This is a genomic window from Pseudomonas sp. Pc102, assembly GCF_018408275.1.
GTDB lineage: Bacteria > Pseudomonadota > Gammaproteobacteria > Pseudomonadales > Pseudomonadaceae > Metapseudomonas > Metapseudomonas tohonis.
This window is the reverse complement of record NZ_AP021905.1, coordinates 4,258,888-4,279,752: the sequence shown is the minus strand read 5'-3', so window position 1 is coordinate 4,279,752 and position 20,865 is coordinate 4,258,888. Positions and strand designations below refer to the sequence as shown.

Sequence of the window (20,865 nt, the reverse complement as noted above, 5' to 3'; positions counted from 1 at the left end):
TCAGGCCAAGGCCTGCAGGGCGCCAAGCAGATTCTTGCGCGCGGGCTGCTCCCAGCGCTGCGCCAGCGGTGCCTTGTGGTAGAGGCGGGGCATGTCCAGCAACTGCTTCAGCAGCTTGCTGCGCCCGGCTCGGAACAGCGGTTCCGGCACCCATTCGTACTCGGCGCGCACGGCCTTTTCGTAAGCCTCGTAGAGCGAGGGCGGTGCTGCCAGGATCGACAGGTCCAGGTCCACCACCAGCTCGGCATCACCGGCACGCGGCGGTTCCATGTGGCGGGTGGCGAGGATCAGTCCGCGCAGCGCCTCGCCGTGCTCGCCAAGCCCGGCCTGGAGCAGCCAGGCGACCGTCTGTTCGGCACTGGCGGCCTCGTTGTCCTGGCGCTGCGGGTCGTACACCAGGTCGTGGGTCCAGAGCGCCAGTTCGACCCGGTCGGGGTGGTCCGCCAAGTGGCTCCATTCGTCGAAGTGGCCCAGGCAGGCGCTGATGTGGGCGGTGCTGTGGTACTGGCGCTGGGGCGCACCGTAGGCCTCACGCAGCTGATCGAAGCTGCCTTCGGGTGCGGGCGCGCCCAGGCGCAGCCAGAGGGCGTCCCAACGTGCCTGATCAAGGTGTTTCATGTTCGCCTCCTCGCGGGAAAAGCGGGTTGCCGCAGCGGCTGCAGAAGCTCGCGGCGGATTCGTGTGTGCGCTTGCGGCAGGTGGCGCACTCCCGGTCCTGCTGTCCGTCCTGGCGCATGGCGTTGGCCAGCTCGGCGCTGAAGATACCGGTGGGTACGGCGATGATCGAGTAGCCGGTGATCATCACCAGGCTGGCCACTGCCTGGCCCAGTGGCGTTTTCGGGGTGATGTCGCCGAAGCCGACGGTGGTCAGGGTCACCACCGCCCAATAGATGCTGGTGGGAATGCTGGTGAAACCGTTCTCCGGGCCTTCGATCACGTACATCAACGCGCCGAACACCACCACCAATGTCGAGACGCTGAGCAGGAACACCGCGATCTTCTGCCGGCTGCCGCGCAGCGCGCTGAGCAGGAAGTTCGCCTGCACCAGGTAGTGGCGCAGCTTGAAGATGCGGAACACCCGCACCAGGCGCAGGGCGCGGACGATCAACAGGTACTGGGCATCCGGGTAGAAGAGCGCGACCACCCCGGGGATGATCGCCATCAGGTCCACCAGGCCGAAGAAGCTGAAGACGTAGCGCAGCGGCTTCGGCGCGCTGTACAGGCGCAGCAGGTATTCCGCGATGAACAGCGCGGTGATCGCCCACTCGAGCCCGGACAGCAGGCCGGCGTGGCGACGGTGGATGTGCTCGACGCTGTCCAGCAGCACGATGGCCAGGCTGGCCAGGATCAGCCAGATGAGCCAGGTGTCGAAGCGCCGCCCGGCCGGGGTGTCGGCCTGGAAGATGATGCTGTACAGACGCTCGCGCCTGCTGTGTGCCTCGGCCATGGAGTCCTCCTCAGGAAACGAACCTTAGCAGAGCCGCCCTTTCAGTGGCGCAGGTGGGTGGGGCGTGGCCGCGTGCCGTTCTGGCGCAGCACGCGGCCGCCGGCGATCACCAGCCAGCAGGCGAGGATGAATGGCGCGGTCATGGCGGGCAGCCCGAAGGTGGCGAAGCCGGGTTGCAGCAGCACGCCGAGGGCGACGCCGATGACGACCACCGGCAGGCTGGCCAGGCGCTTGCCCAGGGCGATGCCGATGAGCACGCCGTTGAGGCTGAACAGGCCGGCCAGCAGCGTGTCGGTGGGCAGCTTCAGGCAGAGGCCCAGTGCCAGCGCCAGGGCGCTGCCGAACGCCGCCCAGAGCGCCACCCGCCAGGAGGCCAGGAGCAGGGCGAGGAGCACGCAGGCCCCGGCCAGCGGGTCGGCGAGGAAGATCACCTGGCCGAAGCCGCGCAGCAGGGCGAGGAGCAGGCCGATGCTATCGGCGTCGAGAACGACCGCCGGCGCCGCCGCTGGAGCGGTCAGCTGCAGCCCATGGGCCAGCCACAGCAGCACCCAGCCGAAGCCGACGAAGGGGCTGGTGAAGGCGGGCAGCCACTCGCGCTCCCGCGCGTTGCGCAACAGGCGGTGCAGCAGCAGGGTGGAAAGGCCGGCGCAACAGACGATCAGCAGCGGCAGGTGCAGCGTCCACTCGAAGCGCGCACCCAGCAACATGCCCAGAAGCACGCCGTTGTAGCAGTAGAGGCCGGCTTCCACATCCTCGCGCGGGTAGCCCCGGCGCAGGGCGGTGAGCCAGCTGGCGAAACCGCCGAGCAGGGCACCGCCGAGCAACTGCGGCGCGCCGACGAGGATGGCGCAGAGCAGCAGGGCGCCGCAGCCGGGGTGGCGCTGCAGGAAGATCTGGCTGAAACCGTTGAGCTGGGCACTGGCCCAGGAACGGGCATCGCAAGGCAGAGGAAGGTGTCGCATGGTGTGGCCGGTTGAAAGGGAAAAGGCGCCCGTCCCTGGGACGTGGCGCCTGCGGATGGCATTCGACCTGCCGGAGCAGGGCGGCCCGGTGCGTCTGCGCGCGCCGTGGCCGCGGCTGGATCAGTCCAGGTGGGCGATACGCAGCATGTTGGTGGAGCCGGGCTGGCCCAGGGGCACGCCGGCGGTGATCACCAGGGTGTCGCCGGTGCGGGCCATGCCCTGGGCGCGGGCGATCTCCAGCGCGGTGCCGGTGACGTCCTCGACCTTGTCCAGGCGCTGGTTGACCACCGAGTAGACGCCCCAGGCCACGGTCAGGCGGCGGGCGGTCTCCAGGCTCGGGGTGAGGCTGAGGATCGGTGCCTTGGGGCGCTCGCGGGAGGCGCGCAGGCTGGAGCTGCCGGACTCGGTGTAGTTCACCAGGGTCGCCACCGGGAGGATGCTGCTGATGCGGCGGATGGCGCAGCTGATGGCGTCCGAGGCGGTGGCTTCGGCCTGCGGGCGGCTGACGTCGAGCTGGGACTGGAAGTCCGGGCCCTGTTCCACCTGGCGGATGATCTTGCTCATCATCTGCACGGTTTCCAGCGGGTAGTCACCGGAGGCGGTCTCGGCCGAGAGCATCACGGCGTCGGTGCCTTCGGCCACGGCATTGGCGACATCGGTCACCTCGGCGCGGGTCGGCGCCGGGGAGAAGCGCATGGATTCCAGCATCTGGGTGGCGACCACCACCGGGCGGCCGAGCTGGCGGCAGGTGCGGATGATGTCCTTCTGGATGCGCGGCACGTTCTCGGCCGGCACTTCGACGCCCAGGTCGCCACGGGCGACCATGATGGCGTCGCAGAGGCGGGCGATCTCTTCCAGGTGTTGCACGGCGGAGGGCTTCTCGATCTTGGCCATCAGCGCGGCGCGGCCCTGGATCAGGCCCCGGGCCTCGACTATGTCCTCGGGGCGCTGGACGAAGGAGAGGGCGACCCAGTCGACGCCCAGCTCGAGGCCGAAATCGAGGTCGCGGCGGTCCTTGGCGGTCAGCGGGGACAGCTGCAGCACGGCCTCGGGGACATTGACGCCCTTGCGGTCGGACAGCTCACCGCCGGCGATCACCCGCGTGTCGATGGCATCGGCGTGCTTGGCGGTCACCTGCAGGCGCAGGCGGCCGTCGTCCAGCAGCAGGTTCATGCCCGGCTGCAGGGCTTCGATGATCTCGGGGTGGGGCAGGTTGACCCGGCTGGCGTCGCCCGGGGTCGTGTCCAGGTCCAGGCGCAGGGCCTGGCCGCGCTCCAGGTGGACCTTGCCTTCGGCGAAACGGCCGACCCGCAGCTTGGGCCCCTGGAGGTCCATGAGGATGCCGATCGGGCGGGCCAGCTGGCGCTCGACCTCGCGCACCCATTGGTAGCGCTGGGCGTGGTCGGCATGCTCGCCGTGGCTGAAGTTCAGGCGGAACAGGTTGACCCCGGCCTCCACCAGCTGGCGGATGTCGTCGACGCCCTTGATGGCCGGGCCGAGGGTGGCGAGGATTTTGACTTTCTTGTCGGAGGTCATTGTGCGGGGCTCTCGAGAATCAGGATGGCGCGGAAGTCGTTGACGTTGGTACGGGTCGGCTCGGTTACGATCAGGCTGTCGAGGGCGGCGAAGTAGCCGTAGCCATTGTTGTTGTCGAGCTCGTCGCTGGCGGACAACCCGAGCTCCGCGGCGCGGGCGTGGCTGGTCGGGGTCATGATGGCGCCGGCGTTGTCCTCGGAGCCGTCGATGCCGTCGGTGTCGCCGGCCAGGGCGTAGACGCCGGGCAGGCCCTTGAGGGTGTGGGTGAGGCTCAGCAGGAACTCGGCGTTGCGCCCGCCACGGCCGTTGCCGCGCACGGTGACGGTGGTCTCGCCGCCGGAGAGGATCACGCAGGGCGGCTTGATCGGCTGGCCATGGAGGACGATCTGCCGGGCGATGCCGGCGTGGACCTTGGCCACCTCGCGGGACTCGCCTTCCAGGTCGCCGAGGATCAGCGGGGTGAAGCCGGCGGCGCGGGCCTTCTCGGCAGCGGCATCGAGGGATTGCTGGGGCGTGGCGATCAATTGGAAGTGGCTGCGCGAGAGCACCGGGTCACCGGGCTTCACGGTCTCCGAGCGCGGGTCCTGCAGCCAGGCGCGGACGTTGGCCGGCACCTCGATCTGGTAGCGCGCGAGGATCGCCAGGGCCTCCGCCGAGGTGGTCGGGTCGGCGACGGTGGGGCCGGAGGCGATGACCGTGGCTTCGTCGCCGGGCACGTCGGAGATGGCGTAGGTGTAGACGCTGGCCGGCCAGCAGGCCTTGGCCAGGCGACCGCCCTTGATCGCGGAGAGGTGCTTGCGCACGCAGTTCATCTCGGAGATGGCGGCGCCGGATTTCAGCAGCGCCTTGTTGATCGCCTGCTTGTCCTTGAGGCTGATGCCCTCGGCGGGGAGTGCCAGCAGCGAGGAGCCGCCGCCGGAGAGAAGGAAGATCACCCGGTCGCTTTCGCTCAGGCCGCTCACCAGCTGCAGCACGCGCCGGGCGGTCTCCAGGCCGGCGGCATCCGGTACCGGGTGCGCCGCTTCCACCACCTCGATGCGGCGGCAATTGGCGCCGTGCCCGTAGCGGGTCACCACCAGGCCTGTGATCTCGCCCTGCCATTCCTGCTCGATCACCTCGGCCATGGCGGCTGCGGCCTTGCCGGCACCGATGACGATGAGGCGGCCGCTGCGGTCGGCGGGCAGGTGGTCGGCCAGCACCTGGCGCGGGTGGGCGGCGGCGATGGCGGTAGCGAAGAGGTCGCGCAGCAGGCTTTGCGGATCGAATGACATGACAGACTCCGGAGGGGCGCTGAATTCTTGTTCTGAGGGGCTTTCTAGGCCGATTGCAGTCCTGAAGGGTCGTACACGACCCTTCAGGACTGGAATCGACCCACCTGGCCATTGGGCCGTGACTCCGCCGGCCAGGAAGGTCGAAAGGGGTGCCGGGCGGGTGCCCGGCGAAAGCGGCTTACTCTTTGCGGATGGAGAAGTTGGCCATGTGCTCCAGGCCCTTCACCAGCGCGGAGTGGTCCCAGTTGCTGCCGCCGATGGCGGCGCAGGTGCTGAAGACCTGCTGGGCGTTGGCGGTGTTGGGCAGGTTCAGGCCCAGCTCGCGGGCGCCGGACAGGGCCAGGTTGAGGTCCTTCTGGTGCAGGCTGATGCGGAAGCCCGGGTCGAAGGTGCCCTTGATCATGCGCTCGCCGTGCACTTCGAGGATCTTCGAGCCGGCGAAGCCGCCCATCAGCGCTTCACGCACCTTGGCCGGGTCGGCGCCGTTCTTGGCGGCGAACAGCAGGGCTTCGGCGACGGCCTGGATGTTCAGGGCGACGATGATCTGGTTGGCGACCTTGGCGGTCTGGCCGTCACCGTTGCCACCCACGCGGGTGATGTTCTTGCCCATGGCCTGGAACAGCGGCAGGGCGCGTTCGAAGGCGTTCGGGCAGCCACCGACCATGATGCTCAGGGTCGCGGCCTTGGCGCCGACTTCCCCGCCGGACACCGGGGCGTCCAGGTAGGAGGCGCCGGTGGCCTTGACCTTCTCGGCGAAGACCTTGGTGGCGGAAGGGGAGATGGAGCTCATGTCGATCACCACCTTGCCGGCGCCGACGCCCTCGACCACGCCGTCCTTGCGGAACAGCACGTCGTCGACCTGGGGGGTGTCCGGAACCATGATGATGATGAACTCGGCTTCCTGGGCCACTTCGCGCGGGTTGGCCAGGGCGATGCCGTTGTCGCCGAGCAGGTCGGCGGGCGCCTTGTCGAAGTGCTCGGAGAAGAACAGGGTGTGGCCGGCTTTCTGCAGGTTCTGAGCCATGGGCTTGCCCATGATGCCGGTGCCGATGAATCCGATCTTGGCCATGTGGATTACCTCTTTCTTAGATGGCGTTATGGGTTTTCAGCCAGCCAAGGCCGGCGGCGGTGGTGGTGGCGGGCTTGTACTCGCAGCCGACCCAGCCCTGGTAGCCGATGCGGTCCAGGTGCTCGAAGAGGAAGCGGTAGTTGATCTCGCCGGTGCCCGGCTCGTTGCGGCCCGGGTTGTCGGCCAGCTGCACGTGGTTGATCACGGCGAGGTTGCCTTCCACGGTGCGCGCCAGGTCACCTTCCATGATCTGCATGTGATAGATGTCGTACTGCAGGAACAGGTTGGCGCTGCCGACCTTCTCGCGGATGGCCAGGGCCTGCCGGGTGGTGTTCAGGTAGAAGCCGGGGATGTCGCGGGTGTTGATCATTTCCATGACCAGGCGGATGCCTGCGGCTTGCAGCTTCTCGGCGGCGTACTTCAGGTTGTCGACGAAGGTCTTCTCGACGGTGGCGCAGTCCGGGCCCTGGGGGCGGATGCCGGCCAGGCAGTTGACCTGCTGGTTGCCGAGCACCTTGGCGTAGGCGATGGCCTTGTCGACGCCGGCGCGGAATTCCTCGACGCGGTCCGGGTGGCAGGCGATGCCGCGCTCACCCTTGCCCCAGTCGCCGGCGGGCAGGTTGAACAGCACCTGTTCCAGCTTGTTGGCGTCCAGGCGGGCCTTGATCTCCTCGGCCGGGAAGTCGTAGGGGAAGAGGTACTCGACACCGGTGAAACCGGCGTCGGCAGCGGCGGCGAAACGGTCCAGGAAGTCCACTTCGGTGAACAGCATGGACAGGTTGGCGGCAAAACGGGGCATGAAGATTCTCCTCGGTAGACCTCCCTCTCCCGCCACGAACGGGAGAGGGGGCGTTGCTCGTCAGTCCAGCAGCGAGATGGCGGTCGGGGCGTCGGCGCCGCGCTGGGCCAGCTCTTCGAACTCATTGATCGCGTTGATCTCGGTGCCCATGGAGATGTTGGTGACACGCTCCAGGATGACCTCGACCACGACCGGTACGCGGAACTCTTCCATCAGCTTGCGGGCCTTGGCGAAGGCGCCTTGCAGTTCGTTGGCGTCGAACACGCGGATGGCCTTGCAGCCCAGGCCCTCGACCACCGCGACGTGGTCCACGCCGTAGCCGTTGAGCTCCGGTGCGTTGACGTTGTCGAAGGACAGCTGCACGCAGTAGTCGATCTCGAAGCCGCGCTGCGCCTGGCGGATCAGGCCCAGGTAGGAGTTGTTCACCAGCACGTGGATGTAGGGCAGGTTGAACTGCGCGCCCACGGCCAGCTCCTCGATCATGAACTGGAAGTCGTAGTCACCCGAGAGCGCCACCACCGGCCGGCTCGGATCGGCCTTGACCACGCCGAGGGCGGCGGGAACGGTCCAGCCCAGCGGGCCGGCCTGGCCGCAGTTGATCCAGTGGCGGGGCTTGTACACGTGCAGGAACTGGGCGCCGGCGATCTGCGACAGGCCGATGGTGCTGACGTAGCAGGTGTCCTTGCCGAAGAACTCGTTCATTTCCTCGTACACGCGCTGCGGCTTGACCGGCACGTTGTCGAAGTGGGTCTTGCGCTGCAGGGTGCGCTTGCGCTCGCGGCAGGATTCGACCCAGGCACTGCGGTCCTTCAGCTTGCCGGCGGCTTTCCACTCGCGGGCGACTTCGAGGAAGGCGTCCAGCGCGGAGCCGGCGTCGGAGACGATGCCCAGGTCCGGGGTGAACACGCGGCCGATCTGGGTGGGCTCGATGTCCACGTGGATGAAGCGGCGGCCCTGGGTGTAGACGTCGACGGAGCCGGTGTGGCGGTTGGCCCAGCGGTTGCCGATGCCGAACACCAGGTCCGATTCCAGCAGCGTGGCGTTGCCGTAGCGGTGCGAGGTCTGCAGGCCGCACATGCCGGCCATCAGGGCGTGGTCGTCGGGGATGGTGCCCCAGCCCATCAGGGTCGGGATCACCGGTACGCCGGTCAGCTCGGCGAATGCGACCAGCTTGTCGGAGGCGTTGGCGTTGATCACGCCGCCGCCGGAAACGATCAGCGGGCGCTCGGCCTCATTGAGCATGGCCAGGGCCTTCTCGGCCTGGATGCGGGTGGCGGACGGTTTGTTCACCGACAGCGGCTCGTAGGCGTCGATGTCGAATTCGATCTCGGCCATCTGCACGTCGAAGGGCAGGTCGATCAGCACCGGGCCGGGACGGCCGCTGCGCATTTCGAAGAAGGCCTTCTGGAAGGCGTAGGGCACCTGGCCCGGCTCGAGGACGGTGGTCGCCCACTTGGTCACCGGTTTGACGATGCTGGTGATGTCGACGGCCTGGAAGTCTTCCTTGTGCAGGCGGGCACGAGGGGCCTGGCCGGTGATGCAGAGGATCGGGACGGAGTCGGCGGAGGCCGAGTACAGGCCGGTGACCATGTCGGTGCCGGCAGGGCCGGACGTACCGATGCACAGGCCGATGTTGCCCGGGTTGGTGCGGGTATAGCCCTCGGCCATGTGCGAGGCGCCCTCGACGTGACGGGCCAGGACATGGTCAATGCCGCCGATCTTGTTCAGTGCGGCGTACAGCGGGTTGATGGCGGCGCCGGGGATGCCGAACGCGGTGTCGATGCCTTCGCGGCGCATCACCAGGACGGCGGCCTCGATTGCTCTCATTTTGGCCATGTTTTGTGCCTCTTTTCTTGTGAAAATTGTATACAAGGTGCTTGTGGCGGATTCTATTCAGGTGCCGACTGAAGGGTCAAGGAGATTTGTCGGGCGAAATGTCGCAGGTCAGGGTTTCTTTAAAACGCCCGTTTGACGCGGCTTTCAGCGCCTATCTGGAGCGGATGGCGAATAAATGTATACAAAGAAGAAATTAATTGTATATCAATATTGATTTTTTTGTGTTCGGTGAGATAGTTGAGAAAAGCGCCGCCATTCGTGCAACCGGCTCCGTGATGGCCACAGCAACCCGGCGACGTGCGTCCGCTTCAACCACTACCCGAGGAAGCCTCACGATGAGCACCCTGTCCCTGGAAACCGCTGTCAGCATCTCCAACCGCGCCCTGGCCATCGGCCGCGAACTTCGAACCGCGCCCCTGACCATTGCCGTGCTGGATGCCGGCGGCCACCTGATCACCCTGCAGCGTGAAGATGGCGCCAGCATGCTTCGCCCGCAGATCGCCATCGGCAAGGCCTGGGGCGCCGTCGCCCTCGGCAAGGGCTCGCGCCTGATCGCCGCCGACGCGCAGCAGCGCCCGGCCTTCATCGGCGCGGTGAACAACCTGGCCGACGGCAACCTCGTGCCTGCGCCGGGTGGCGTGCTGATCCGCAATCAGGCGGGGGAGGTGATCGGCGCCATCGGCATCAGCGGCGACACCTCCGATATCGACGAGCAGTGCGCCATCAGCGGCGTGGAATCGGTGGGCCTCAAGGCCGACGCCGGCATCGCGGCGGCCTGACCCTCCCGTGCCTCCCGCCCCCCGGGAGGCACCCTGGCGCAGGTGTTGAATCGCCCTGGCGATGCCGCTAACATCCGCGCCGTCCCTTTCTGCTGCTGACGGACAACCACATCGCCATTGCGGCGATGTCTTTTTTCGTCTGTCGAAAAAGCAGCATTCCATGAAGAAGACTCCCTTCAAGCGGGTCCAGCAGAAGCTGGCCCGAGCCGGCGTGTCCATCAGCCGCGTCAACGGCAATACCCTGTCCGTTTCCTCGCTCAACCGCGCCGGCCTGGGCGCCAGCATCCTGCTGCCCGAATCCTTTCCCATCGAGGAGAAGGCGGTGTTGCAGTTGCTGGATTTCGCCGGTGTCTCCCACCCCGACGGCGGCGAGGTGCGTTGCGCCTGCGCGACGCCGGACTTCCACGCCGGCTCCGGCATCCCGGTGGGCGCGGTCATCGTCACCAGCCCCGAGATGGTGATTCCCCAGAGCATCGGCACCGATATCAACTGCGGCATGCGCCTGCATCGGCTGGGCATCCACTACGATGCTTTCCTTGCACGCAAGGCCGAGTGGGTGGAGCGCGTGCGGGGCGACCTGCTGGGCGGCACCCGCAACATCCCCACGGCGCCAGGCGAGATGACGGCGCTGTTCGAAGGCGGGCTCGGTGATTTCTGGGGTGCCGTGGGACGTCGCTCCGCTCGCGACGGTCTCCTGGCGCGGCTCGATCTGGAGCAGGTCACGCGCGAACTGGCGGAGCTGCACCCCTCGTCCTTCGTCCGTGGCTCGGCGGCCTACGCCCCGGAGGCGTTGCAGAACACGGGTCGTGCCGTGCTGCGGGATCCGGGGCTGGGCACCATCGGTGGCGGCAACCACTTCGTCGAGGTGCAGGTCGTCACCGAGCTGGTCGATCGGCGCGCCTGTTTCGAGCGCGGGCTGACCGTGGGGCAGGTGGTTGTGATGATCCACACTGGCTCCCGGGACGTGGGCTTCCATGTCGGCCGGCGCTGGATGGACAAGGCCCGGGAGCTCTGGCCCAAGGGCATGAAGCATCCCGAGTCGAAGGTCTTCGCCATGGTGGGCGAGATGGCCGGGCACTACCTGCTGGCCATGCACAGCGCGGCTCACTACGCCGACGCCAACCGGGCGCTGATCGCCGAGATGGTGCGCCAGCGGACCCGCGAACTGTTCGGCCCCGACACCGAGGCACCGCTGCTGGTGGATGTGCCGCACAACATCGTGCTGCAGGAGCCGCAGGGCAACGTCCACCGCAAGGGGGCGACGCCGGCCTATGCGGGGCAGGACCTGCTGATCCCCGGGAGCATGGGGCACGACTCCTACCTGCTCACCGGGCTCGGCAACCCGCGCTGGCTGAGCTCCGCCAGCCATGGGGCGGGGCGCTCCATGTCGCGCAGCGAGATCCTCTTCAAGGGGCGCAAGGACCCGGGCATCCTCGGCCTGGAGCGGGTGCAGTGCATCACCACGCGCGAGGAGCGGATGATCGAGGAGGCGCCCGGCGCCTACAAGGAGATCGGCGAGGTGGTGCGCTCGCAGGTGGAGGAGGAGACGGTGGCGGTGATTGCCCGGTTCAGCCCGGTGCTCACCTTCAAGGCCTGAAGGGGTTCCCTCAGGCGCTCTGCGCCTGGGGGGCTTCCTGCACTTCGCAGCCTTTGAGCACGAGGCGGATGATGGTGTCGGCGGCGGCTTCGTAGTCGGCGTCGCTGAGCGAGGCCTTGCCGGTGACGACGGAGATCTGCCAGTCGAAGTCGGCGTAGGTCTGGGTCGCGGCCCAGATGCTGAACAGCAGGTGGCTGGGGTCGATCCTGGCCATCAGCCCCTGGTCGATCCAGCCCTGGATGCAGGCGATGTTGTGGCGGGCCTGCTCGTTGAGGTGGGCGGTCTGCTCGGCGGACAGGTGCGGCGCACCGTGCATGATCTCGCTGGCGAACACCTTCGAGGCGTGGGGCAGCTCGCGGGAGATGCGGATCTTCGAGCGGATGTAGGCCTTGAGCACATCGCCCGGGTGTCCGCCCGCATTGAAGGGGTGGGAGGCTGCCAGCAGCGGCTCGACGATGCTTTCGAGCACCTCGCGGTAGAGGTTCTCCTTGGACTTGAAGTAGTAGTAGACGTTGGGCTTTGGCAGGCCGGCCTTGGCTGCGATGTCGCTGGTCTTGGTGGCGGCGAAACCCTTGTCGGCGAACTCTTCACTGGCTGCCCGCAGGATCAGCTCTTTATTGCGCTCGCGAATGCTGCTCACATCTGCTCCTCTGTTCACTCGCCATGTGGCCGTCACGGGTCGGCTGGCGAGCGGTCGGGCATGGTAGCACCGGCCTCCCGGGCCTCTCAAGCAAGCGGGGGAGGGGTGGCTAGGGGACGGTCCGACAGGTTTCTGTATACAAGATTTTGGATTTCTGTTTTTATTCCGCATCCGTCCATGCCGCCGGGGTCCCGACCGGCGCGTGTTGCGGCAGGCTGCACCATGCAAGACAGCACATTGCGCGACCCCTTCGGTCGCCGGATCACCTACCTGCGTCTCTCGGTCACGGACCGTTGCGACTTCCGTTGCACCTACTGCATGAGCGAAGACATGGTCTTCGCCCCGCGGGCGCAGATACTCAGCCTCGAAGAGCTCTATGCCGTGGCCGATGCCTTCATCGGGCTCGGGGTCAGGCGCATCCGCGTGACCGGTGGCGAGCCGCTGGTGCGCAAGGGCCTCACCGGCCTGCTGGCGCGGCTCGGTGCCCGCCGCGAGCTGGAAGACCTGGCCATCACCAGCAACGGTTCGCAGCTCGCCCACATGGCGCGCGACCTGCGCGCCGCCGGCGTCACCCGTCTCAACATCAGCCTCGATTCCCTGCAGCGCGAGCGCTTCGCCGCCTTCACCCGTCGTGATTGCCTCGACCAGGTGCTGGCCGGCATCGACGCCGCGCGCGACGCCGGGTTCCAGCGCATCAAGCTCAATACCGTGGTGCAGAAAGGCCGTAACGACGATGAGGTCGAGGACTTGGTGGCGTTCGCCGTCGAGCATGGCCTGGACATCAGCTTCATCGAGGAGATGCCCCTGGGCAGCATCTCCAGCCACGAACGCAAGGTCACCCTCTGCACCTCCGAAGAGGTGCGCGAGCGGGTCGGGCGACGCTTCCAGCTCCTGCCCAGCAGCCATCGCACCGGTGGTCCGTCGCGCTACTGGCAGGTGATCGGCAGCGACACCCAGGTCGGCTTCATTTCCCCCCACAGCCGCAACTTCTGCGGCGACTGCAACCGTGTGCGCGTCACCGCCGAAGGCAAGCTGGTGCTGTGCCTCGGCCATGAAGGTGCACTGGACCTCAAGGCACTGATCCGTCGTCACCCCGGTGACGGCGAGCGGCTGCGCGCGGCCCTGGTGGATGCCCTGAGGCTGAAGCCGGAGCGGCACCATTTCGATGCGGATTCCCAGGTACAGGTAGTCCGCTTCATGAGCACCACCGGCGGCTGATCGGGCTGCTGGGCTTAGGCCCGGCTGCGTTGCGCCCTCTTGCCGTACGAACCGTACTGTCTTCGAGGGCGCGCCTTGCCGGTCCGTCTCCCAGCAACCCGATCCGTTGCTGCATTCCTTTTCAAGAACAAAAGCGCCCTGAAGGGCTGAGGAGAATACGCATGGGCAAGACATTGCTGGTGAAGAACGCTGACCTGCTGGTCACGATGGATGGTGAGCGCCGCGAGATCAGGCAGGGCGGCCTGTTCATCGAGGACAACGTCATCCGCCAGGTGGGGCCGAGCGCCGAGCTGCCGCAGAGCGCGGACGAGGTGCTGGACCTCAAGGGCCACATCGTCATCCCAGGCCTGGTCAACACCCATCACCACATGTACCAGAGCCTCACCCGCGTGGTGCCGGCCGCCCAGGACGGCGAGCTGTTCAACTGGCTGACCAACCTCTACCCGATCTGGGCGCGCCTGACCCCCGAGCTGATCCAGGTCTCCACCCAGACGGCGATGGCCGAGCTGATCCTTTCCGGCTGCACCACCTCCAGCGACCACCTCTACATCTACCCCAACGGCTGCAAGCTGGACGACAGCATCCACGCCGCCGGTGAGATCGGCATGCGCTTCCACGCCGCGCGCGGCAGCATGAGCGTCGGCCGCAGCCAGGGCGGCCTGCCGCCGGACTCGGTGGTGGAGAAGGAGGCGGACATCCTCAAGGAGTCCCAGCGGCTGATCGAGGACTACCACGACGCGTCCCATGGCTCGATGCTGCGGGTGGTGGTGGCGCCGTGCTCACCCTTCTCGGTGAGCCAGGACCTGATGCGCGAGGCGGCGGTGCTCGCGCGCCAGTATGGCGTGTCGCTGCACACCCACCTGGCGGAGAACGTCAACGACATCGCCTACAGCCGCGAGAAGTTCGGCATGACCCCCGCCGAATACGCCGAAGACCTGGGCTGGGTCGGCCATGACGTGTGGCATGCCCACTGCGTCCAGCTCGACCAGCACGGCATCGACCTGTTCGCCCGCACCGGCACCGGTGTCGCCCACTGCCCCTGCTCGAACATGCGCCTGGCCTCGGGCATCGCGCCGATCCGCCGCATGCGCGATGCCGGCGTCCCGGTCGGCCTGGGTGTCGACGGCTCGGCCTCCAACGATGGCGCCACCATGATCGGCGAGGTGCGCCAGGCCCTGCTGCTGCAGCGCGTCGGTTTCGGCCCCGATGCCATGACCGCGCGGGAGGCGCTGGAGATCGCCACCCTGGGCGGCGCCAAGGTGCTCAACCGTGACGACATCGGTGCCCTGGCCCCGGGCATGGCGGCGGACTTCGTCGCCTTCGACCTGAACCAGATCGCCTTCGCCGGCGCCCTCCACGATCCGCTGGCGGCCCTGGTGTTCTGCGCCCCGGCCCAGGTCTCCCACAGCGTGATCAACGGTCGCCTGGTGGTGAAGGATGGCCAGTTGATGACCGTCGACCTGCCACGCGTGATCGAGCGCCACAACCGCCTCGCTCATCAGTTGGTGCTGGGCGAGTGATGGCGCGCCGGCCGCGGCTCGTGTCGCGGCCGGCACCTACCCGAAGACGAGGAGAGTCCTTTGAGAGCGAGCTATCTGGGCTGGCTGCTGGCCGGCCTGCTGCCCCTGGGCGCGGCCCATGGGGAAAGCTATGTCGTGGGCGTCGAGCGCCTGTCCTTCCAGCCGCATTACTGGGTCGACGAACAGGGTGAATACCGCGGCTTCGCCCGCGAGGTGCTGGACCTGTTCGCGCAGGCCGAGCACATCGAACTGAGCTACCGCGCGCTGCCGGTCACCGAGCTGGCCGGGCGCCTGGTCAAGGGCGAGGTGGACCTGAAATACCCGGATAGCCCCGAATGGGCGGATGAGGTCAAGGCCGGCAAGCCCATGGCCTACAGCGCGCCGGTGGTGGGCTACGTGGATGGCGTGCTGGTGGACCCGAAGCGGGTCGGGCAGGGCATCGACGGCCTGCGGCGCCTGGCCCTGGTGCAGGGCTGGACGCCCCGTGGCTACCAGTCGCGGATCGACGAGGGCAAGGTACAGCCGGTGCAGGGCAGCGACCTGCGGCAGATGATCCGCCAGGCCCTGAAGAAGCAGGCTGACGGCGCCTACTTCAACGTGGTGGTCGCCACCTATTACCTGGACAACATCCGCGCCCGCCCCGGTGCGCTGGTGTTCGACCCGTCGCTGCCGCACACCCGTGGCACTTTCCACCTCTCCAGCTCCCGGCACCCGGAGCTGGTGCAGCGCTTCGACCGCTTCCTGGTGTCGCACAAGGCCGAAGTGGACGCGCTCAAGGCGCGCTATCGCGTCGAGGCCAACCTCGATACCGAGTACATGGGGCTGGAGCAGTGGAAGGTGGACTACCTGGAGCGGCAGAAGCGCAAAGGTGAGTCCGGCAGACCCTGACCCCTGCTGTACGTCATCTGGTCGATGAGCGGGCCTTCCTGTCTGCGAGGCCCGCTCTTCGCGCTTCACCGCATCGCGCAGGTGTCGCTCCGGCATTGCTCGTGGCCGAAACCTTGAACCATCGGAAAACCGCCCCGGTCCATTTCTCTGAGTGGCTGAGGAAGAACTCGGCTGGAATCCCTACCGGAAAAGAGGAAAGCACGATGGATAACCACAAGGCTATTTCCGTTCTCAACGACCTGATCGAAACCAGCAAGGATGGCGAAAAGGGGTTTCTCGAATGCGCCGAGGATGTGAAGAACCCCCAGCTGAAAGCCACCTTCACCCAGCGCGCCCAGGAGTGCGCCCGCGCCGCTGCCGAGCTGCAGCAGGTGGTGCGTTCCATGGGCGGTGACCCGGAGACCTCCTCCAGCGTGGCCGGCGCCCTGCACCGTCGCTGGGTTGACCTCAAGGCCCTGGTGACCGGCAAGGACGATGCCGCCATCCTCAACGAATGCGAGCGCGGTGAAGATGTCGCGCTGAAGGCCTACAAGGATGCGCTGGGCAAGGAGCTGCCGCCGCCGGCTCGCTCCATCGTCGAGAAACAACTGCTCGGCGTGCAGCGCAACCATGACCAGATCAAGGCCCTGCGCAACCTGGCCCGCGCCAGCTGACGGCGGGTATCGGCGGCATTGCCGCCAACGAAAAAGGGATGGCGTTTCGCGCCATCCCTTTTTTCATGCAGCAGGTGCGATCAGAAGTGCACCTTGACCAGCAGGCTGGCGGTGTTCTGGTCGGTGCCGCCGAGGATCTCGTCGCCGAGGAAGCTGTCGTCGTCGATACCGTACTTGTTGCTCCAGTAGTCGTACTCGACACCGACGTAGAGCTGCTTGGCGCCCAGGTTAAGGGCCTTGCCCAGGTCGTACTTGATCTGCGGGTTGAAGTGCAGGTTGGCGTGCAGGTCGTTCGGACGGCTGCTGGTGCCGTCCTTGTTGTTCCACACCCAGTCCATGAAGCCGTCGATGAGGATGTCGGAGTTGCCCACCGGGATGGTGTACGACCACACCGGGGTGACCTGCCACTGGCCAGCCGGGTTGTTGGTGATGCCGTCGGGCTTGCGGTAGTAGAAGTTCAGCTGGAAGTAGTCGAAGCCGGGGATGGCCAGGTCGAAGCCCGGGCCGAGCAGGTAGTTCTGGGTGCGGTTCTCGCCACGCTCGTAGGTGGCGGCCAGCAGCACGTCGGTCACCGGGCCGAAGGCGATCTTCTGGTCGAGCAGCTTGCCGAAGGACAGGCGCGGCTGGATCTCGCCGTAGTAGGTGTTGTTGCCCGCGTTGGCATCGGCCTTGCCGTTGTAGTTGATCTGGTCGGCGAAGATGAACAGGTCGCCCCAGGTCCAGCCACTGGCGTGCTCGAAGGTGAAGGTCTGCTGGATTTCCGGGTTGACCTTGAAATCCTGGCCGTAGAGGTAGGTGATGCTGTTGTTCTGCCACAGCAGCGGGCCGTCGGCCAGGGCCTGCCCTCCCGCCAGGAGGCCGGCGGTAAGGGCGATGCAGTGAGGCAGATGCTTCAGGTTCATGCGGTTTTCCTTATTTTCAGGGCTTCAGGTTGGCCTCTACGCAGCCGGCAGGGAGCCGCCCGGCGGAGCGGGGCGGTCTTGCTGGATGCATGGAGGGATTCCGGGTTGGCCGTCCTGGCGTCAGCTCGTCATGACGACGCGGTCGGTCTTCGGATTCCGGGGCGGCGACGGGCGATCTTCAGCGCTGGGCTGTTCGGCTGCGTCGTGCGATGTGCGCCGGGCCGCGTGGGGGCAGGCCTCGGTGGAGAGTGTCGTGAGCGGGGCGGGCAGGGCAGTGGGGATTAGGTGCGCCGGGCTGCGGACGGCGCCGTAGGTTCCGGTCTGTGCGGATGTGTTCATCGTTCAAAGCCTGCCTGTTGTTTTTGTAGGTCGTGGGCTTGCGGGTGACTGCCGTCCCGCTGGCCGCCTCGCGTTCGGAAACTGAACTGCGGGTCAGGTTTTGCGACTATAGCATTCTGTTTACAGGCTGAGTAACAAAATAAATCAGAATTGTGTACAGAAAATCGTGCGTTTTGGCTGCGACCCATCGACTCGCCACGCGATTACCCTGATGACCTGTAAAGCCCGTAATCCCTGGACGAAGCCGTAGGTTGGCGCCGAGCGCAGCGAGGCCCAACGGAGCGGAATCGAGCCCGGCTACGTTGGGCTTCGTGCCTCGGCCCAACCGACGGTTACGTGCCTTGCCATCTCGTTTGGAAGCGGATGCCCATAAAAAAGCCCGCCTTGTAGGCGGGCGGGAAGTCCTGTCCTCACCGGGTCGGTGCATCCAGGTGGGAGCAAGGCTCAGTGGGCGGCGCAGTGTCGGCTGCGCTCCTTCTCGCCCAGGATGTTGAACAGGATGTTGAGCACCAGCGCGCTGACGGTGGCCATGGCGATGCCGCTGTGGGTGATGGGCTCCATCCAGTGGGGCAGGTGGGCGAAGAACTCGGGGCGCACCACCGGCGCCATGCCCATCCCCATGCTCACGGCGACCAGCAACTGGTTGCGGCGGTCGGTGATGTCGGCTTCGTGGAGGATCTTGATGCCCGTGGCGGCGACCATGCCGAACATCGCCAGCCCTGCGCCACCGAGTACGGCGGGCGGGATGGAGGCGACCAGGAAGGCGGCCTTGGGCAGCAGGCTGAGGGTGATCAGGAACAGGCCGGCCACGGCGGTGACGTAGCGGCTGCGCGCGCCGGTCATCTGCACCAGGCCGATGTTCTGGGCGAAGGAGGAGTGGGTGAAGGTGTTGAAGAAGCCGGCGAAGAAGGAGGCGCCGGCGTCGCACAGCAGGCCGCGGCGCAGGGCCTTGGGGCAGACCTCGCGACCGGTGATCTTGCCCAGGGCGAGGAACATGCCGGTGGACTCGACGAAGATGATCACCACCACCAGGCACATCGACAGCACCGGCGCCAGCTCGAACCTGGGCATGCCGAAATGCAGCGGGGTTACCACCTGGAACCAGGGCGCCTGCTCCAGGCCGGTGAGGTCGACCATGCCCATGCCGCCTGCGACGACGTAGCCGACCGCCATGCCGATCAGCACCGAGACATTGACCCAGAAGCCGCGCATGAAGCGGTTGACCAACAGGATGATGCCCAGCACCAGGGCGGCCACGGCGAGGTATTCCAGGGCGCCGAACTGCACCGCCTTGCTGCCACCGCCGGCCCAGTTGACCGCCACGGGGAACAGGGTGAGGCCGATGGAAGTGATCACCGTGCCGGTGACCAGCGGCGGGAAGAACCGCACGATGCGCGCCATGAAGGGGGCCAGCAGCAGGCCGAAGAAGCCGGCGGCGATGGTGGCGCCGAAGATGCCTTGCAGGCCCACGCCAGGCATGCCGGCCATCACCACCATGCTGCCGACGGCGGCGAAGCTCGCGCCCATCATCACCGGCATGCGGATACCCACCGGGCCGATGCCAATCGATTGCACCAGGGTGGCGATACCGGCCACCAGCAGGTCCGCGTTGATCAGGAAGGCGATTTCCTCGCGGGACAGGCCGGCCGCCTGGCCGACGATCAGCGGCACGGCCACGGCGCCGCCGTACATCAGCAGCACGTGCTGGATGCCCACGAGCAGGAGTTGCAACAAAGGCAGGCGTTGATCGGCGGGCGGAATGGCGAGCTCGGGCTCGGTCAGCTTGGTCATGCAACACCTCTGGCGCTTTTGTTTTTGTTGAGCCGTCTAGGCCGCAGCCGGCAAAGACCGGCGGCGATCCTGGTATTCATGTTTCTGCCATCCAGGCCCAGCTGTGGGCGGTGGATGGGGCACGCGGAACAAAGGGCAGGGCCTGGTGCGGGACATGCACCGGAACGCCGTGCCGGAAGAGGATAAAAAAGCCTGCCTGGGGCAGGCTTGAAACACGGGCCGCAGCTTGGGGATGCGGCCCGTCGTGGTCGAGATCAGTTGGTCTTGGCGCCTTCGGCGATCCAGGAACCGATCAGGTCGCGTTCGGCCTGGGTCATCTGGGTGATGTTGCCCAGCGGCATGATCTGGGTGGCGACGGCCTGTGCCTGGATCTTCGGCGCCATGGCCTGGATCTGCTGCGGGGTGTCGAACATCACGCCACCCGGTGCCGCGGTGAACATCGGGCTGGTGGGCTTGGCGGAATGGCAGACGGAGCAACGTTCCTGGATCACGCTGTGGACCTTGTCGAAGTCCGCGCCGCCGGCGTTGGCCTGGGCGTTGGCGGGCTGGGCCGGAGCCTGGGCCTGCTCGGCTGGCTTGCTGCCTTCACTGGTGGCTGCCGGCGCTGCGGCCTCGGTCTTGGCCGGTGCGGTGACCGGGGCGACGTTGGCGATGGGCGCGGTGGCGGCCTTGTAGTTCGGCGAGGTGACGAAGGCCAGGCAGATCATGCCCAGTGCGCCGGCCGGGAGGGTCCAGGCGAACTTGTTGCTGTCGTGGCGGGTGTTGAAGTAGTGGCGCACGAGAACGGCGATTACCGCGATCCCGGCCAGGATCAGCCAGTTGTACTGGCTGCCGTAGGTGCTCGGGAAGTGGTTGCTGATCATGATGAACAGCACCGGCAGGGTGAAGTAGTTGTTGTGGCGCGAGCGCAGCAGGCCCTTGGCCGGCAGCGCCGGGTCCGGGGTGCGGTTCTCTTCGATGGCCTTAACCAGTGCACGCTGTGCCGGCATGATGATGCGGAACACGTTGCCGACCATGATGGTGCCGATCAGCGCGCCGACATGGATGTAGGCGCCACGGCCGCTGAACACCTGGGTGAAGCCCCAGGCCGCGCCGATCACCAGCACGAAGAGGATCAGGCCGAGCAGGGCGGGCTGCTTGCCCAGGGGCGAGTCGCACAGCAGGTCGTAGATGAACCAGCCGGCGATCAGGGAACCGACGCCGATGGCGATGGCCGCAGCCGGGGCGAGGTCCAGGCCGGGGGCGATCAGGTACAGGGTCGGGTTCAGGTAGAACACCACGGTCAGCAGGGCGACGCCAGACAGCCAGGTGAAATAGGCCTCCCATTTGAACCAGTGCAGGTTGTCCGGCATTTTCGGCGGGGCGAGCTTGTATTTCTCCAGGTGGTAGATGCCGCCACCGTGGATCGCCCACAGGTCACCGGCCAACCCCTCGCGCGGGGCCTTGCGGTTGAGGTTGTTCTCCAGCCAGACGAAATAGAAGGATGCGCCGATCCAGGCGATGCCGGTGATCATGTGAACCCAGCGGATGCTCAGGTTCAGCCATTCGGTCAGATGTGCTTCCACAGTACGTACCTCTTTCCCGGACGATCGGCACGGCGATCGCTGGGCTTCTCTTA

General features: G+C 66.8%; 18 protein-coding genes. 6 read left to right on the top strand and 12 right to left on the bottom strand.

Annotated elements, in window-relative coordinates:
* The 8 genes from PHLH3_RS19445 to gcl all read right to left on the bottom strand — a co-directional run bounded on the left by PHLH3_RS19445 (position 1) and on the right by gcl (position 8,920).
* A complete protein-coding gene (locus PHLH3_RS19445) occupies positions 1-618 on the bottom strand; it encodes a hypothetical protein (RefSeq protein ID WP_213625436.1) in 618 nt (205 codons plus the stop codon).
* On the bottom strand, positions 605-1,447 hold the full coding sequence (locus tag PHLH3_RS19440; RefSeq protein WP_213625435.1) for an ion transporter: 843 nt from the start codon (positions 1,445-1,447) through the stop codon (positions 605-607). The genes PHLH3_RS19445 and PHLH3_RS19440 overlap by 14 nt, the downstream gene beginning before the upstream one ends.
* Before the next feature lie 41 nt (positions 1,448-1,488).
* Entirely contained in the window at positions 1,489-2,409 is a 921-nt protein-coding gene (locus PHLH3_RS19435) for an urea transporter (RefSeq protein WP_213625434.1), read from the bottom strand.
* A 120-nt stretch (positions 2,410-2,529) separates the two neighbouring features.
* The gene (pyk, locus tag PHLH3_RS19430) at positions 2,530-3,945 is read right to left on the bottom strand and encodes a pyruvate kinase (RefSeq protein ID WP_213625433.1); all 1,416 of its coding nucleotides are present in this window, start codon (positions 3,943-3,945) and stop codon (positions 2,530-2,532) included.
* The gene (locus tag PHLH3_RS19425; RefSeq protein WP_213625432.1) at positions 3,942-5,216 is read right to left on the bottom strand and encodes a glycerate kinase; all 1,275 of its coding nucleotides are present in this window, start codon (positions 5,214-5,216) and stop codon (positions 3,942-3,944) included. Before PHLH3_RS19425 ends, pyk begins: the two co-directional genes overlap by 4 nt.
* A gap of 178 nt (positions 5,217-5,394) precedes the next feature.
* On the bottom strand, positions 5,395-6,285 hold the full coding sequence (locus PHLH3_RS19420) for a 2-hydroxy-3-oxopropionate reductase (RefSeq protein WP_111260846.1): 891 nt from the start codon (positions 6,283-6,285) through the stop codon (positions 5,395-5,397).
* Between the two features lie 16 nt (positions 6,286-6,301).
* Complete coding sequence (gene hyi / locus PHLH3_RS19415) at positions 6,302-7,084, bottom strand: hydroxypyruvate isomerase (RefSeq protein ID WP_173177864.1); 783 nt, start codon at positions 7,082-7,084, stop codon at positions 6,302-6,304.
* Between the two features lie 60 nt (positions 7,085-7,144).
* Positions 7,145-8,920, bottom strand: coding sequence for a glyoxylate carboligase (gene gcl, locus PHLH3_RS19410; RefSeq protein ID WP_213625431.1), 1,776 nt, complete (start codon positions 8,918-8,920; stop codon positions 7,145-7,147).
* 335 nt (positions 8,921-9,255) lie between these two features.
* Between gcl and PHLH3_RS19405 the strand changes: the two genes are divergently transcribed.
* The gene (locus PHLH3_RS19405) at positions 9,256-9,699 is read left to right on the top strand and encodes a heme-binding protein (RefSeq protein WP_021220542.1); all 444 of its coding nucleotides are present in this window, start codon (positions 9,256-9,258) and stop codon (positions 9,697-9,699) included.
* Between the two features lie 160 nt (positions 9,700-9,859).
* The gene (locus PHLH3_RS19400) at positions 9,860-11,296 is read left to right on the top strand and encodes an RtcB family protein (protein WP_213625430.1); all 1,437 of its coding nucleotides are present in this window, start codon (positions 9,860-9,862) and stop codon (positions 11,294-11,296) included.
* A gap of 10 nt (positions 11,297-11,306) precedes the next feature.
* Here PHLH3_RS19400 and PHLH3_RS19395 read toward each other — a convergent pair whose 3' ends face one another.
* Positions 11,307-11,936 (bottom strand): TetR/AcrR family transcriptional regulator, encoded by a 630-nt coding sequence (locus tag PHLH3_RS19395; RefSeq protein WP_111260842.1) that lies wholly within the window; start codon positions 11,934-11,936, stop codon positions 11,307-11,309.
* A gap of 222 nt (positions 11,937-12,158) precedes the next feature.
* Between PHLH3_RS19395 and moaA the strand changes: the two genes are divergently transcribed.
* From moaA to PHLH3_RS19375, 4 genes are all read left to right on the top strand, one after another.
* Complete coding sequence (moaA, locus tag PHLH3_RS19390) at positions 12,159-13,154, top strand: GTP 3',8-cyclase MoaA (RefSeq protein ID WP_213625429.1); 996 nt, start codon at positions 12,159-12,161, stop codon at positions 13,152-13,154.
* 161 nt (positions 13,155-13,315) lie between these two features.
* Positions 13,316-14,674 carry an 8-oxoguanine deaminase gene (locus tag PHLH3_RS19385; protein WP_213625428.1) on the top strand — a complete coding sequence of 453 codons (1,359 nt, stop codon included), beginning with the start codon at positions 13,316-13,318 and terminating at the stop codon, positions 14,672-14,674.
* A 75-nt stretch (positions 14,675-14,749) separates the two neighbouring features.
* Entirely contained in the window at positions 14,750-15,562 is an 813-nt protein-coding gene (locus tag PHLH3_RS19380) for a transporter substrate-binding domain-containing protein (RefSeq protein WP_213630625.1), read from the top strand.
* Positions 15,563-15,765: 203 nt separating this feature from the next.
* Complete coding sequence (locus PHLH3_RS19375; RefSeq protein ID WP_213625427.1) at positions 15,766-16,215, top strand: PA2169 family four-helix-bundle protein; 450 nt, start codon at positions 15,766-15,768, stop codon at positions 16,213-16,215.
* 80 nt (positions 16,216-16,295) lie between these two features.
* Here the strand turns inward: PHLH3_RS19375 and PHLH3_RS19370 are convergent, their stop codons facing one another.
* The 3 genes from PHLH3_RS19370 to PHLH3_RS19360 form a co-directional block, all read right to left on the bottom strand.
* Entirely contained in the window at positions 16,296-17,117 is an 822-nt protein-coding gene (locus PHLH3_RS19370) for an outer membrane protein OmpK (RefSeq protein ID WP_213625426.1), read from the bottom strand.
* Between the two features lie 783 nt (positions 17,118-17,900).
* A complete protein-coding gene (locus tag PHLH3_RS19365) occupies positions 17,901-19,247 on the bottom strand; it encodes a nucleobase:cation symporter-2 family protein (RefSeq protein WP_213625425.1) in 1,347 nt (448 codons plus the stop codon).
* Positions 19,248-19,501: 254 nt separating this feature from the next.
* A complete protein-coding gene (locus tag PHLH3_RS19360; protein ID WP_213625424.1) occupies positions 19,502-20,812 on the bottom strand; it encodes a urate hydroxylase PuuD in 1,311 nt (436 codons plus the stop codon).
* Positions 20,813-20,865 lie beyond the last annotated feature (53 nt).